Raw genomic sequence first — 14,792 nt, 5'->3', positions numbered from 1 at the left:
TATGCATGTCGAATTTCCGTGGTATCTGGATCGCCCTCGTCACGCCATTGCGCGCTAATGAAGTCGACTTCGCCGCCCTGGAAAAACTGGTGAAGAAGCTGCTCGCAGAAGGTGTGAGCGGTTTTGTGGTGTGCGGTACCACCGGGGAGGCGGCGGCGCTGTCCAAGGCCGAGCAGCTGGCCGTGCTGGATGCGGTGCTGGCCTGGGTGGAGCCGGGCAGGGTGGTGATGGGCCTGTCGGGCTATAACCTGGGCGAACTGTTGGCCTTCCAGGCTGAAGTTCAGCAGCGTGAGATTGGCGGGCTTCTGGTTCCTGCACCTTGCTACATCCGGCCTTCGCAGGCCGGCATCGAAGCGTTTTTCAACACCGTGGCGGATACCGCCAGGGTGCCTGTGATCCTCTACGACATTCCCTACCGTACCGGGGTGCGCATCGAGCGGGAAACCCTGCGGCGCATCATGCGCCATCCGCGCATAGCGGCAGTCAAGGACTGCAGTGGCGACAGCGAGACCACCATGGCCCTGATCCAGGACGGCCACGCCCAGGTGCTGGCCGGTGAGGACCTGCAGATCTTCAACAACCTGTGCCTGGGCGGCGCGGGGGCCATTTCGGCATCGGCGCATGTGCACGCCCACCTGTATGTACGCATGCTGCACCAGGTTGACCAAGGTGATTGGCTAGCGGCGCGCGGTACGTTCTACCAATTGCTGCCCTGGATAACCATGGCCTTTGCCGAGCCTAACCCTGCTGTGGTCAAGGCGGCATTGCAGCTGCAAGGGTTGATCAGCGACGAGCTACGCGAACCGATGCAGCCGTGCACCCTGGCGACCCGGGACAAGCTGCCGGCTGCACTCGGGTTGCCGGCTGTATTGTAGGAGCGGGCTTGCCCGCGAAGCAGGCGACGCAATGGATGGCACCGGCTTTGCCGGTGTTCGCGGCTAAAGCCGCTCCTACACCGGTACAGCGTGAGCCCGAAACCAGCGCAGTACCTGTGGGAGATCACACAGCCCTACCGGGCTGCGCTGTCGCGCAGAGAACCAATGTTGGCAGGCGCTCAATACCTTGTGGGAGCGGGTTTACCCGCGAAGAAGTTAACGCGGTGCATGGCACCGGCTGCGCCGGTGTTCACGGCTCCCACAAGGCGCAGCGCATGCCGATCATGCCGCCGTTGCCGTAACCGCCCTGGCCTCACCAATCAGGATGTCTTCGAAGAACGCACCGACCGGTTCGGTGGGATGGCACAGCTGTATTTCCAGCACCCATACCACCTCGCTCGGGACGAACTCCACCTCGGCCAGTTTCTCCTGGCTGTACAGCACATGCGGGAAGTCGGCGATGCGATGCCCGGCAAGGTTGCGTTCCAGCTGCCAGCCTTTGGCCTGGGCACTGCGCTCGGCGAAGTCATACAATTCGCGCCCGGTCAGCCCGCGGCTCCAGGCCAGGCGGGTCTCGTCGAACACTTCATGCAGTGCCTTGACGCAGGCCTGGTGCAGTGGGTGTTGGCCAAACACGAAGGTGTCGCCGTAGTCGCCTTCATAGCCGTCCCATACCGGCCCAACGTCGACCACGACAATATCCGTGGTACGTAATGCACGTTGCAGATCAACGCCTTGCCGCGGTGTACGCACAGTATCGTCGCCAAAGCGGATGTAGGTCGGGTGCCAGGTGTGCGACGCACCCATTGCCTGCAAGGTGTGTGCGGCCATTTCCAGGGCCTGCGCAGTGGTCATGCCGACCTGCAACTGGCTGGCGATCGCGGTCACGGCGCGTACCGACTGCTCGCGAGCTGCGAGCATGCCGTTCAGTGAATAGCGTGGGCCGACCTTTTCCAGCTCGGGGTGCAGCGTGCTGGTTGCCGAGGCCTGCGCAGGCGATGCGCCGCTGGCAACAAAAGCCTCAGCGACAAAACGATGCGGTTGTACGCCTGCTGCAAGGCATTGCTCGCGGGTTTGGCTGATCATGCTGGCATTGCCGCAAGCATAGACCTGGGTGGTGGCCCAGCGATGCGCTTGGGCCAGCGCCACTTGCTGGATGCGTGCCTTGGCTGAGAGAACCGGGTGCCAACGCAAGTGCGGATAAGCGCGGCTGGCCTGGTCGAGAAACTCGCGGTCATAGAAGTCCGCCGTCGACGCGCCTCCCCAGTACAGCGTGACTTCGGTGTCGCGGGCCAGGGCAGTCAGCAGCAAAGGCTTGATGCCAGCGTAGCCTGTGCCGGTGGCGAACAGTACTAGCGGGTGCTGGTCTTCGTGTTGCCAGGTACAGGCCCCCAGCGGGCCTTCGAGTTTTACCGAGTCGCCTGCTTGCAGGGCAGGTAGCAGCCCCTCGGTGAACAAGCCGCCGCTGACCGTGCGGATATGGAACACCAGCCGCCCTTGATCCTGCGCCGGCAGGTTGGCAATGGAAAAGCAGCGGCTGTCGCCGTTGTCGAGCTGGAACTTTACGTACTGGCCAGCTCGTACGTCCAGCGGCTGAGCAGGTTGCAGCACCAGCTCGACGATATCTGCACTCAGTGCGCGCTTGCTGTAAACCTGGGCCTGAAACTGCAGTGCCGGGGCATCCAGGGACCAGCCAGGGATCTCCAGGCGCATGTCGCTGCAGGCGTGACTCTGGCACAGCAGCATCTCGTCGGCGGCCAAGGGGTAGGAGGGCGCAGGTGTGTCGGCACAGCGCTGCTTGTCCTGATACTGCCCCGACACCACCTTGACCTTGCACGAACCGCAGGCGCCGCGGCGGCAGGAGAAGGGCACCGGCAAGCCACTGGCGAGCATGGCATCGAGCAGTAGCTCCTGGCTGGCTTCGAAGGTTTTGCCCGAAGGCGACAATTCAATGACATGGCGGCTTTGCATGAACACCTCGGCGTAGATAGAGGTTCGATTGTTGCTATAGTCCAGGACCAGCAGAACCTCCAGTTTTGGAAAATTCACATGGTCCAGCTTCGCAAATGGCAACCGCTGCTCAGGCTCGAGGGGGCGCAGGCTTCGTACCGGCAGATCGTCGAGGGGCTGGTGGCGGCGATCAGCGAGGGCCGCCTGCGCCCTGGCACGCCGTTGCCGGGCACGCGGGAAATGGCGCAGTTGCTGAACGTTAATCGCAAGACGGTAATCCTTGCCTATGAGGAAGCCGAAACCAAAGGCTGGCTGCAAAGCGTGCAGCGCCGGGGCACCTTTGTCAGCCAGCAGGTAGCGGCTGCTACCCAGGTCATCCCCGCAGCCTTGCAGCCTTTCGCGCTGGCGCTGCCAGAGGAGCCCGCCGTTGCCTACTTTGCGGCCAACGAGCAGGCTGCAGCGCAACAGGGGCGGCCGGGTGCGTTGTTTTTCGACAACGGCGCCTGTGACCACCGCCTGTTGCCACAGGCGGTTCTGCACCGCTACTACCGCAATGCCTTGCGCAGCAGCTTCACCAGCAACAGCGTGCGCCACGGCAGCGAATGCAGCAGCCTCTACCTGAGCACTGCCCTGGCCGACATGCTGCGGCACAACCGCAGCCTGAACGTTGGCGCCGAGCATATCTGCCTGACTCAAGGGGTGCAGATGTCGCTGTCGCTGGTGGCCAGCGTGTTGCTTAAACCGGGTGATGTGGTGCTGGTCGAGCGCCTCAGTTACCCGCCTGCGTGGGAGATTTTCCGCCAGCTGGGTGCGACGCTGGTCACCGTGGACCTGGACCATGAGGGTTGCCGGGTCGATCAGATCGATGCCCTGTGCCGGCAACATAAGGTGCGGATGATGTACATCACGCCGCATCACCAATTTCCGACCACCGTCAGCCTGCCCGCCGGGCGCCGGCAGCAGTTGCTGGAGCGGGCGCGTCAGCATGGCTTCTGCCTGGTCGAGGAAGACTACGACTACGAATACCACTTTGCCGGGCGGCCCTACCTGCCTTTGGCCAGCGACCGTCAGCAGCGGCATGTGATCTATATCGGGACAATGTCCAAGCCCTTGGGTAGTACGTTTCGATGCAGCTACATCGTCGCGCCGCCCGAGGTGACCGCTGTGTTGGAGCGCCGGGCGACGCTGACCCTGGGGCAGGGCGATGCAGTGATGCACAGGATGCTCGCCGACCTTATCAATGAGGGTGAGCTGAAGAAGCACTTGCGCCGGGTCAACCGCGAGTACCGGCGGCGCCGCGAGACCTTGCTGGAATGTTTGCGCGAAGGGTTTGGTGAGCAGATAAGCGTGCGTGAGCCGGAGGGCGGGCTGGCGCTGTGGGTTAGGTTTGACGAGGCGATCAATGTCGATCAGCTGGTCGACAGGGCGCTGGCAATGGACCTGGTGGTGCGCAGCGGGCGGCAGTTTTCGCCGTTTGGTCATGCCGAGAATGCCTTGCGCCTGGGGTTTGCTTCGCTGGATGCGGATGAAATCCGGTTGGCAACTCAGCGCCTCGTGCAGGCTGCGCGGAGGTGATTTCACCCTCCATGTGTGAGCAATTGCCTTTGCTGTGTGCACTGGCCTCATCGCCGGCAAGCCAGCTCCCACAGGTATTGCACAGGGCTTGAGGCCGATACGGTCGAGGTGGGGCTGGCTTGCCGGCGATGGGTCGCAAAGCGGCCCCTGTCTTGAGCAGGTTACTGGCGCCGCCACACCTCGCCTTGCTCGCTGACCACCCACGGCCTGTCAGCCGCATCCACCAGCACCCCGCCCACCCAACGTTGCACAGGGCTGTGATCAAGCCAGTGCTGCTTGCCTGCCAACACCTGCTCGGCAAGCGCAGTCAACCGCAACGGCCGTTGCGCCCAGGCCTCGCCTGGGCCTTCCAGCAGCAGCGGCTGTGGCGCATGGATCAGCGGTTGCAGCAGAACATGGAACATCATGTCACCCAGGTAAGGCAGCGGGTCATCCTGCATCATCAACTGGCCAAACACGCGCCCGGCCGGTAGCTCGCCGCGCGCCGCCAGCACGCGCAGCAGCAGGCGTTCGGTAAGGCTCAAACCGTCAGTTGCCCCAGGCAGCTCCTGCAGCTGGCGCGCCAATGCCCGGCCCAGCAATGGCAACGCAGAGTGCTGTCGGCCAGCGAGGCTGGCCCAGGCCTGCGGATCGGCTGCGGTGTAGGCTGCCCATACCTGGCGGGCCAGGGCCAGTGCGTCCTCACCCAGCGCTCGCCGTTGTGGCCACAGCCAGGCGAGTAGGTCGGGGGCCAGCTGACCGATGCCAATGAAGCGCTCGATACCGGGCACCTGATCAATTTCAATCAGCTCCAGCCGGCGCGGCAGGCAGGGCAGGCTGGCAAGCACACGGATCAGGAACAGCTGGTCGTAAGCGTCGGCCTCGCACCACAGCACTAGCTGGCTGTCACTGTTCAACCCGGCCAGTGCCGCCTGCTGCGCTGCCTGGCGTGGTGCAACGTCCTGGGCTGCGAGGTTGAACGCCTGCTGCACATAGGCGCCGCGCACCTGCCAGTACTGTTGTTCGGGCAGTGCTGGTACCGGCCCCATGACCATCGGGTCGTCGAACATCTGGAAAGCGCCAGCAAAGCCGGCGGTGTGCAAACTGTGGGCGATGTCGTTGCCGCAGCGCCAATGTTGTACCGCGGCCTCGCCATCGGCGGTGAAGCCGGGGTGGTGCGCGGCAAAGGCCACGGCATCGGCATGGGCCTTGAGCTTGGGCCAGCTGGCAAAGCCGGCCTCGCGGGCCACCAGCCATTGGGTATCGGCAAGCCGGTAGTCGGGGCCGGGCAGGCCGAGCGCGCGCAACTGCGCGCGGGCGTCGTCGGCCTCGTGGTTTTTCAGTGCGCTCAGCAGGCGCTTGGCGCGTTTGCGCAAGGCGGGCAGGTCGAGCAGGCCGTGGTGGCGGGATGCATTTATGGCGGGCATGCCAACTCCTTATGGGCTCGGTCCGCCGACAAGCCGGGAGCTGGTATGAAAATGTGATGACGCATGGCTCGGGCAACCCCTTTGCGCGGACCGCAGGCGCAGCCAGCGCCCTGGCGCCGACTTTAACGGGCAAGGCATCGGGTGGCAAACGATAGTTTTCCCAAGCGGCATTGCCAAGCGCAACCACTGGCGTCAGTGCGCAGCCGTTGGCAGCATGCCTGTGCGCTGGGCGTTGTGCGCGGCCTCTATCAGTTGCAGGTTGCGATTGCGCAAGGCGTGGTTGCCACCGACCCGCAGGTTGGAGCGCAGCGCCAGGGTTTCGGCTTGCTCATACTGCCCTTGCTGAAGGCGCAGCACGCCAAGGTAGTGCAACGTTGCCGGGTTGTTCGGCTGTATGTGCAGCGCGCGCTCCAGGGTGGCCGCGGCCTGGTCCAGCTGCCCGTCGGCATACTGTTGCGAGGCCGTTTCGATCAGTACGGTCGAGGCATTGTTGCTGCGTGTCGGCGTGTAGCGCTCGCCAGCCAGTGCGCCTTGTGCCGTGATTGCGCTGAACAACAAGAGCAAAGCTGAAAAAACAGGTGTGCTGGGCATCGACGGTAGACTCGACAGGGCTTGGGCAAGCTTCTGGCTGGAGGGGGGGATGCTATCGACCGAAGCGGGGCGTTGAAGTTCCCGCTTGGGCCACTTGTTGCCTGCCCCCTGTCTCTGGTCGGCAACATCTGTTCGGTTACCGCCCATAACTGCCTCCTTGCGCCTCAAGCCTGCGCCAGTACCTCCGATAGCAGCACACCCACCGTCGAATCATCGACCAGAAGTGGTGCCAACAAGGAGTACTGCCCGCATGCTTGCCAACCTGAAGATCCGTACCGGAATGTTCTGGGTGCTGTCGCTGTTTACCCTCACCCTGCTGTTTTCCAGTATCAGTGCCTGGCGGGCCGCGGTGGGCAGTGACCAGCAGATCACCGAACTGGACCAGACCGCGCGCCAATCGGACCGGTTGAACAATGCCTTGCTGATGGCGATTCGCTCCAGCGCCAATGTGTCCTCGGGCTTCATCGAGCAATTGGGCGGCAACGACGAGAGTGCCAGCAAGCGCATGGCAATGTCGGTCGAGCTGATTGACAAGAGCCAGCAGTTGGTCGACGCATTTGTCGAAAACGCTCATGAACCTGCCCTGCACGCGCTGGCAACCGAGTTGCAGGCCACTTACAGCGAGTACGCCAAGGCAGTCGCCGGGCAGCGTGAGGCGACACGCCAGCGCTCGCTTGAGCAGTATTTCAAGGTCAACACCGACGCTGGCAACGCCATGGGCCGGCTGCAGGCGCTGCGCCAGCAACTGGTTGGCACTTTGAGCGAACGTGGCCAGCAGATCATGCTGGAATCCGACCGGCGCCTGGCCCGTGCCCAGCTGCTGAGCCTGGGGCTGCTGGGCGCGACGCTGCTGCTGGCAGCGCTGTGCTGGGCCTTCATTGCCCAGCGCGTCTTGCACCCGTTGCGCGAAGCCGGCCGGCACTTTCAGCGTATTGCCGGCGGCGACCTGAGCGTACCGGTGCAGGGGCAGGGCAGTAATGAGATCGGCCAACTGTTCCATGAACTTGAGCGCATGCAGCAGAGCCAGCGCGATACCCTGGGGCAAATCAGCAGCTGTGCCAGGCAACTGGACGCAGCCGCCAGCGCGTTGAACACGGTCACCGAAGAAAGCGCCAACAACCTGCGCCAGCAGGGCCAGGAACTGGAGCAGGCCGCCACTGCCGTCACCGAAATGACCACTGCCGTTGAGGAAGTCGCGCGCAATGCCATCACCACCTCGCAGACCACCAGTGAATCCAACCAGCTGGCCGCGCAAAGCCGTCGGCAAGTCAGCGACAACATCGACGGCACCGAGGCCATGACCCGCGAGATTCAAACCAGCAGCGCACACCTGCAGCAACTGGTGGGGCAGGTGCGGGATATCGGCAAGGTGTTGGAAGTGATCCGTTCGGTGTCCGAGCAAACCAACCTGCTGGCGCTCAATGCCGCCATCGAGGCCGCCCGTGCGGGCGAAGCCGGGCGTGGCTTTGCAGTGGTGGCGGACGAAGTGCGCACGCTGGCCTACCGCACGCAACAATCAACCCAGGAAATCGAGCAGATGATCGGCCGCGTGCAAGCGGGCACCGAAGCGGCGGTGGCCTCGATGCAGGCCAGCACCAACCGCGCCCAGTCGACACTGGATGTGACCCTTGCCTCGGGGCAGGTGCTGGAAGGCATCTACAGTGCAATTGGCGAGATCAACGAGCGCAACCTGGTGATCGCCAGTGCGGCCGAAGAGCAGGCCCAGGTGGCGCGGGAGGTGGACCGTAACTTGCTGAATATCCGTGAGCTGTCGAGCTATTCGGCGGCGGGGGCGCAGCAGACCAGTGAGGCGAGCAAGGCGATGGCGGGGCTGGTGGGTGAGATGACGGCGTTGGTGGGGCGGTTCAGGGTTTGAGGTGGGCGCAACGGCCTTTACGTCACCGCCAACCCCTCGGTGCCGCTCGAGGATGCCAAACTCGACATCAAGACTGTCGTGTTTGCCTTTGCCAGGTCCCTGGAAGTCGCGGGTCGTTCGGCCAAGTTCGATGTGGTCGTGCCTGAGACCAGGTTGTCTGGCACTGCGCTGTTCGCTGGCCAGCCCGTGGAGCGAGAGGTCGACCCAAGGGTGCGTTTTTCGGTCAACCTGTATGGCGCCCCTGCGCTGTCCTTGGCCGAGTTCCCCAGCTACCAGCAGGATGTGATCATCGGCACCAGCCTTGCGGTCACGGCGCCGCTTGGCCAGTACGACTCCAGCAGGCTGGTCAACCTTGGCAACAATCGCTGGTCATTCAAGCCTGACATCGGTGTTTCCAAGCGTCTGGGGCCGGTGACCCTGGAGCTGTCGGGGGGCAGATACCCTGTAGGAGCGGGTTCACCCGCGAAGAATCCAACGCGGTATATGCCACCGGCACTGCCGGTGTTAGCTCGGCTGCGCCGCCAGGCTGTTGCTAACGTTGCGCCCCAGCACCAGTACCGTGACAAAGCCGCAGCCCACCAGCGCCGTGGCCAGGCTCAACAGCACTGCGGTGCCCATATGGTCGACCACCTGCCCGCCAAAGAACGAGCCCAGTGCAATGATCACCTGGAACATGGCCACGAACAGCGGCATGCCACGTTCGACATCCTTGGGCGCCACGACAAACATCCAGATATTGGCGCAGGCCGGGAATGCGCCGAAGGCAAAGCCCCACAGCGCGATCAGCATCGCGGCGCCGGTCATGCCGGTGGCAAAGTGCGGGAACAGGGCGGTGCTCACAGCAATCATGAACGCTACCAGCATCAAGGTGTGGCGCACGCTGCGGTTGGCCGCGAAGCCGGCGAAAATGTTGCCCATGAACCCGGCCACGCCATACAGCAGCAACAAGGAGCCAATCGTAGGCCCATCAAAGCCGGCATTCTGTTTGAAGAACGGTGCAACATAGGTGTAGGCGGCAAAGTGTGCCAGGCCGATCAGCAAGACGGCGATCAACCCGACCCGCGCTTGCGGGTTGATGAACAAAGCCGGCAGGTCGCTGACGCGAATGGCCTTTTCCGGCAACAGTCGCGGCAGCAGGAATACCTGCGCTAGCAGCACGGGCACCCCCACCAGTGCGGTGACCAGGAAGGTCATGCGCCAGCCCATCAGGCCACTCAGCCAGGTGCCCACCGGCACGCCCACAACCGTGGCCAGCGTTACCCCGGCCATGATGATCGAGTTGGCCTTGGCGACGCCCATGCCATCAGGCGCCAGGCGGCCGCTGAGGGCGATGGCGGTCGCCCAGAAGCCGCCGATACTCACACCCAGCAGCACGCGGCCGACTAGCAACAGGTTGAAGTCGCCGGCGTAGGCCACGATGGCGTTGGCGATGATCATGATCAGCGTCAGGCCAATCAGCAGGTAGCGCCGGTCCAGTGCACCTACGCCCACGGAAATCAAAGGCGCGGCCAGCGCAGCCATGATGCCGGGCAGGGTCACCATCAAGCCGGCAAGGCCGGCACTGATGCCGAGGTCGCTGGCGACGTCGTTGAGCACGCCCACCGGCAGGAATTCACTGGTGACCAGGGCAAAGGCACCCACGGCGACCGAGAGGATTGCCAGCCACTGCTGCGTGACACTCTGTTGGCTATGTTCGGGAAGGCCGCGAGGGGCCTGGCGGTTGCTTGGCATGGGTTCGGTTCCATGAGAGGTGTCGCCTGTAGCAGGCGCAGGAGCGGGGGAGATTTGCAGGCGATTATAGGGACGGCCCTGCCAGGCCAACAGGCGAGCCGCTTGATAGTAAACATCAGCGCAATCGATGAAACACCTTGGGTAGAGCGCTTGCTATCAGCCCCCTGCAGGATCACGGCAACGGCGGAGGGCACAGATCGAGCGCCGCGCGGGCGGCGCTCGATCTCGAAGGCGCTGATGCTTCAGCCAAACACTTGCAGATCACTCGGCGCCAGGTTCGACACCCCGTTTATCACGGTGATTGCCACTGCGTTGCCGTTGGCAGCACCGTCGGCATCGTAATACAGCGTGTGATTGTCCTGGTTGAAGATCAACTGCGCGCCTGTGGTTTCCTGTGCGGCTCCGGTGACGTTGGCCAAGGTATCGGCGATCGATTGGCCATGCAGGTCGAACACGCCTGCGGCAAGGGCAACCACGTCGCTGCCGGGGGAGAAGTCCGTGATTACGTCAGGCTGGGTACCTGGAAGTTGGGCGAACTGGAAGGTGTCGTTGCCGGCCCCGCCGGTGAACACGTCGATGGCTGAGGTGCTTTCAAGCGTATTGTCGGTGCTGTCTCCGGTGACAGGGTTGGTTGGGGGGGCATCGGCACTGCTTGTTATGGTGAGGTCAGGGCGAGTAATCGCCGTGAAGTCATCAATAGCGAATGACGCTCCGCCATCATGTATTTCGACTTTAGAAATTGAAAAACCACTGGACGTTACAGACAGGAAGGTGTTTGCCGGGGCGTTAGCTGGAAGCAGCGCTTGGCCGACCAGGTTATTGTTAGTGTCATAAGCGAATATTCCGACATCAGCGGGGCCAGTGACATAGGCTGACACTGTTTTTATATCGGCGCTCGACAAGTTGAATGTCATGAGCCCACCAGGTGAATAGGCCACTTGAGATCCTGAGTGAGAGGTGAGTCCCAAAAGCGCAGCATTAATTGAATTCGCGCCATGGACAAGGACGCCCTGAGCTTGAAACTGATTGGTGATGGCTACTTCGTCGGCAAGGTTGTCAAAGTTAAGATGCGTGGTTGTGCCAATGCCTACTTCGCGAGCCAGGGTGTTGCCCGCAATATCTTCAATTGCCAGTGTTGCACTGACTTTGCCCGCTTGAAAGCCTGACAGATTCACCACACCGTCGTGCCCCAGGGCCTCGTGACCTGCGCCGTCGCGGAAGGTAAGGACTGCTGTTGCATCCGTATCCAGGCCGGACAACACGTAAGCAACGGCTGCTTTCTCCGTTGCGTCGATGTTGAGGTCCGGGAAGCTCACGTCCGCTGGCTGATCCGTATCGGCGCTGACATCCAGGTTGTAATCATGGCCTACGCCCGCCAGCATGTTGCCGCTTGTGTCGATAACGCGCACGTCTAGCCTGTCATGCCAAGAGACAAGGCCGATCAACGCCGTCCATGCATGGTTATCCGGGGACACTACTGCATCAACCCACGTATTGCCGCCATCAGCGGTTACTTGAAGCTTCTCACCGTCGTGAAGTACATCCGTGTAAGTGCCATTGACTGTCTGAACGGGCAAGCGGGTAATGAAATCGTTTGCCAAGCCTGTGTCATCGCTCAGGAACGTAACGGTAGCCAAAGCCGTCGGCCCTTCAGGTACCGCCTGCAGGTCGAGGTTTGCCGAAGTCGTGGTGTCATTCACGCCATCGGTGATCACTACGCTGAACGCTATGGCGCCATTGCGATTGGCGACGGGGTTGAAGGTCCAGCTGTTGTCGTTGTTGTAGACCAGGCTGCCATCTGCCGGGTCGACACTCAGGCTTTTCACGCTTGGCGCATGGCCGCTGTCAGAGGCATTGGCCAACAGTTGCGATGCAGTGATGACATAACTCGTGTCTTCGGTTCCGGCAGGCAGCGTCACTGGGCCAGTGATCAAGGGGCTTATGGTGTCGAGTTGCAGCTGGGTGCCGGTACCTGTAGCGGTATTACCGAAAGCGTCGGTAGCGGTGACCGTTACCGATATCGGGCCGTCGCTCAACCCGGACAGATTGGCACTGCCGTTGTTGCCTGTAACGGAATGGCTGCCATCGCTAAAGGTAACGATGGCCACGGCATCACCATCGAGGCCGGTGATGGTGTAGGGCACTGATGTTTTCAGGGCTGCGCCGACAGTGGCGTCATTAACGGTAACTGACAAAGGTAAATCCCGATCAGCTGAACTGTCCAACAGCAGGGTAGGTGTTACCGATGCCTGATAAGTAAGTGTATCCAATGCAATGGGCGAGCCTCCGCCGTCTATAGTAATTCGGCTGATCGGCAGAGCATTTGATGTTAGTGATGTAAGTAAATTGCTTCCTTGCGGAATAGATGTTTGTGCCAAGACTTGACCGTTAGCATTGTAGGCGGTGATTGTTGCGCCTGCATCGGAGCTAATATATGAATTGATTTTGATGATGTTGCCGATGCCTGTAGAGAAGCTAATGTCAATTAACCCCTCGTCGCTATATGCCAATTGAGCGCCTGACTGGGCGGGGAGGCCGGGCTGGCTTTGTATAACTATTGGCGAGGAAAAAATCACTCCAGCATACTGAGTGCCGACAGAAGAACCTGTTGGGAGGTTGTCGAATGTTAACGTTGTCTGCGCGCCTCCGCCTCCTCCTACAATTACCCCAGTGGTGAATGTATTTCCTGCTATATCAGTTGCCGTGATTAATGCGCCGACCGGCCCATCCTCGAACCCCGAGAGGTCGACAACGCCGTTGACACCCACGGCCTCATGCCCACTTTGATCGCGGAACACCACCGTGGCAGTGGCATCAGGATCGAGGCCTTGAATGCTATAGCTAACGGCATGTTTTTCCGCCGCGTTGATTTGATTGTCCGGTACGGTCAGCCGAAGATCATTGCCACTGTCCGCGGTGACGTCATACAGATAACTGTGCCGAAAACCGGACTGGACCTGGCCCAGATCATTGATTGTTCGCACCCGCAGCAGGTTATCGCCCTCGGACAACACCACCCCTACAGCACTCCAGGTGTGTTGCACGGGATCTACCGCGGCGGCTACCCAGGTTTGACCCTCGTCCGCTGTCACCTCGATCCGCTCGCCACCAGCCAGGCTTCCAGTGAACGTGCCTGATACCGTTTGCACCGCCTCCCGAGTGACGAAATCCCCAACGATGCCAGTGTCATTGCTGAGCGCCGTCACCGTTGCTACTGCCGTGGGCGCAACGGTCACCGCAGCCTTGAGCTGCGCGGTGTTCCAGGTCAGGCCATTGTCGAAGCGCACCCGGTCTATCTCGTTGTCGCTACCCAGGTAGAACCCTTTCACGGTCAATGTCGCGCCCGTGGCGATCACCTGCATCTGCAAATCGTTCGACAGGCGCACGAAGCGCACCTGGTTGCTGTTCAGGCCAACCAGTTGCAAGGTATCGACGTCTTTAGCGGCACCACCACTGTTGTCGATCTGGTCGTTGCCATAATTCTGGCCATAGACGTAGGTGTCGTTGCCGCGCCGCCCAGCCAGTACATCGTTGCCGGCACCACCGTCGAGGCGGTTGTTGCCGCTGTTGCCGGTCAGCAGGTTGTCCAGGCTGTTACCGGTGCCATCGAGGTTGCCGCTACCGGTGAGTTCAAGGTTCTCGAGGTTGGCGCCCAAGGTGTAGTTGAGTGAACTGCGCACGGTGTCGGTGCCGGCGGCAAGCCCTTCGCTGACCGTGTCGCCGGCCTGGTCGACGATAAAGATGTCATCACCCGCGCCGCCTGCCAGGGTATCGTTACCCGCGCCGCCATCGAGGATGTCATTGCCGTCGTCGCCATTGAGGCGATCATTGCCAGCGCCGCCGAGCAGCACATCATTGCCAGCACCGCCGTTCAGCACATCGTTGCCCGCAGCGCCATCGAGGCGGTTGTTGCCGCTGTTGCCGGTGAGGGTGTTGTCCAGGGCGTTGCCAACCCCGTCGAGGTTGCCGCTGCCGGTCAGGTTCAGGCGTTCAACGTTGCTGCCCAGGGTGTAGTTGATGCTAGCGCGCACCAAGTCATCACCGGCTGCGGCGGCCTCGACCACCACATCGCCAGCGGCGTCCACCACATAGGTGTCATTGCCCTGTCCGCCCTCCATGCGGTCGTTGCCGGTACCCCCATCCAGCGTGTCGTTGCCAAAGTTGCCGAACAACTGATCGTTACCGCCCAGCCCGAACAAGGTGTCGTCAGTGGGGTTGCCATTGATGACGTCTGCGCCTTCGGTAGGGGTGACAGGCAGGTAATACAGGTTCGCCAGTGCTTCCTTGACGCCCCAGCGGGTGCCGTCGGCAAACACGATGCCGTCAATGGCATGGTCGGCATCGACGAAGCATTGCCTGACCGTGAGGGTTTCGCCGCTGGCCAGTACGCTGAGCACCAGATCATTACCTATGCGGGTCAGGCGGATCTGGCTGGCCGTGAGGTTGGTCAACTGGATGAGGTCGACGTCTTTGTTGTTGCCGCCCGAGTTGTCGATTACGTCGTTGCCATAGCCGCGCCCGTAGCGGTAGGTGTCGTTGCCGGTGCCGCCGATCAACAGGTCGTTGCCAGCTCCGCCATCGAGAATATCGTTGCCTCCCAGCCCAATCAGGGTGTCGGCCGTGGCACCCCCTGTCAGCGTGTTGGCACCGCCGGTGCCGATGATGGTCGCCATCTGGGAAACCCTCGTGAGTGCCCTGGGAAAGGGGGCCAGGGCATTCAGAAAAGTTTAGCTGCTGGCCTTGGGCAGGCCTCACGGTATGGGCTGAATGCAGCAGCCGCCCGTCGTC

8 protein-coding genes and 1 pseudogene are annotated in these 14,792 nt (G+C 61.9%); 4 read left to right on the top strand and 5 right to left on the bottom strand.

The window, feature by feature from the left end; genetic code table 11:
• The first annotated feature begins 5 nt into the window (after positions 1–5).
• Positions 6–875 (top strand): 4-hydroxy-tetrahydrodipicolinate synthase, encoded by an 870-nt coding sequence (gene dapA, locus ACIP1G_RS08585; RefSeq protein WP_400735468.1) that lies wholly within the window; start codon positions 6–8, stop codon positions 873–875.
• Between the two features lie 282 nt (positions 876–1,157).
• Here the strand turns inward: dapA and ACIP1G_RS08580 are convergent, their stop codons facing one another.
• Positions 1,158–2,924, bottom strand: a complete 1,767-nt coding sequence (locus ACIP1G_RS08580) for a M24 family metallopeptidase (protein ID WP_400735466.1) — start codon at positions 2,922–2,924, stop codon at positions 1,158–1,160.
• On the opposite strand from ACIP1G_RS08580, the gene ACIP1G_RS08575 reads away from it, so the two are divergent.
• Positions 2,925–4,400, top strand: coding sequence for a PLP-dependent aminotransferase family protein (locus ACIP1G_RS08575; protein WP_400735464.1), 1,476 nt, complete (start codon positions 2,925–2,927; stop codon positions 4,398–4,400).
• A gap of 161 nt (positions 4,401–4,561) precedes the next feature.
• On the opposite strand, the gene ACIP1G_RS08570 is transcribed toward ACIP1G_RS08575, so the two are convergent.
• Positions 4,562–5,806 carry a DUF1835 domain-containing protein gene (locus ACIP1G_RS08570; RefSeq protein WP_400735462.1) on the bottom strand — a complete coding sequence of 415 codons (1,245 nt, stop codon included), beginning with the start codon at positions 5,804–5,806 and terminating at the stop codon, positions 4,562–4,564.
• 192 nt (positions 5,807–5,998) lie between these two features.
• Complete coding sequence (locus ACIP1G_RS08565; RefSeq protein WP_400735460.1) at positions 5,999–6,361, bottom strand: tetratricopeptide repeat protein; 363 nt, start codon at positions 6,359–6,361, stop codon at positions 5,999–6,001.
• Positions 6,362–6,647: 286 nt separating this feature from the next.
• Here ACIP1G_RS08565 and ACIP1G_RS08560 point away from each other — a divergent pair, with 286 nt between their 5' ends.
• Both ACIP1G_RS08560 and ACIP1G_RS08555 read left to right on the top strand, forming a co-directional pair.
• Positions 6,648–8,273 carry a methyl-accepting chemotaxis protein gene (locus ACIP1G_RS08560; RefSeq protein ID WP_400735458.1) on the top strand — a complete coding sequence of 542 codons (1,626 nt, stop codon included), beginning with the start codon at positions 6,648–6,650 and terminating at the stop codon, positions 8,271–8,273.
• Positions 8,274–8,312: 39 nt separating this feature from the next.
• Positions 8,313–8,615 (top strand): annotated as a pseudogene (locus ACIP1G_RS08555) (transporter); the annotation flags it as partial.
• 162 nt (positions 8,616–8,777) lie between these two features.
• On the opposite strand, the gene ACIP1G_RS08550 reads toward ACIP1G_RS08555, so the two are convergent.
• Both ACIP1G_RS08550 and ACIP1G_RS08545 read right to left on the bottom strand, forming a co-directional pair.
• On the bottom strand, positions 8,778–10,004 hold the full coding sequence (locus ACIP1G_RS08550; protein ID WP_400735456.1) for an MFS transporter: 1,227 nt from the start codon (positions 10,002–10,004) through the stop codon (positions 8,778–8,780).
• Between the two features lie 242 nt (positions 10,005–10,246).
• Positions 10,247–14,677 (bottom strand): cadherin-like domain-containing protein, encoded by a 4,431-nt coding sequence (locus ACIP1G_RS08545; protein ID WP_400735454.1) that lies wholly within the window; start codon positions 14,675–14,677, stop codon positions 10,247–10,249.
• Between the last annotated feature and the right edge of the window lie 115 nt (positions 14,678–14,792).

The sequence above is a fragment of the Pseudomonas sp. NPDC089392 genome (assembly GCF_044749595.1).
Classification (GTDB): domain Bacteria; phylum Pseudomonadota; class Gammaproteobacteria; order Pseudomonadales; family Pseudomonadaceae; genus Aquipseudomonas.
The sequence above is the reverse complement of the archived record's forward strand: the minus strand, read 5'-3'. Positions and strand labels throughout refer to the sequence as shown.

Coding starts and splice junctions, on each gene's coding strand:
- dapA (WP_400735468.1), top strand. CDS start 6: ATGTCGAATTTCCGTGGTATCTGGATCGCCCTCGTCACGCCATTGCGC.
- ACIP1G_RS08575 (WP_400735464.1), top strand. CDS start 2,925: ATGGTCCAGCTTCGCAAATGGCAACCGCTGCTCAGGCTCGAGGGGGCG.
- ACIP1G_RS08570 (WP_400735462.1), bottom strand. CDS start 5,806: ATGCCCGCCATAAATGCATCCCGCCACCACGGCCTGCTCGACCTGCCC.
- ACIP1G_RS08560 (WP_400735458.1), top strand. CDS start 6,648: ATGCTTGCCAACCTGAAGATCCGTACCGGAATGTTCTGGGTGCTGTCG.
- ACIP1G_RS08550 (WP_400735456.1), bottom strand. CDS start 10,004: ATGCCAAGCAACCGCCAGGCCCCTCGCGGCCTTCCCGAACATAGCCAA.
- ACIP1G_RS08545 (WP_400735454.1), bottom strand. CDS start 14,677: ATGGCGACCATCATCGGCACCGGCGGTGCCAACACGCTGACAGGGGGT.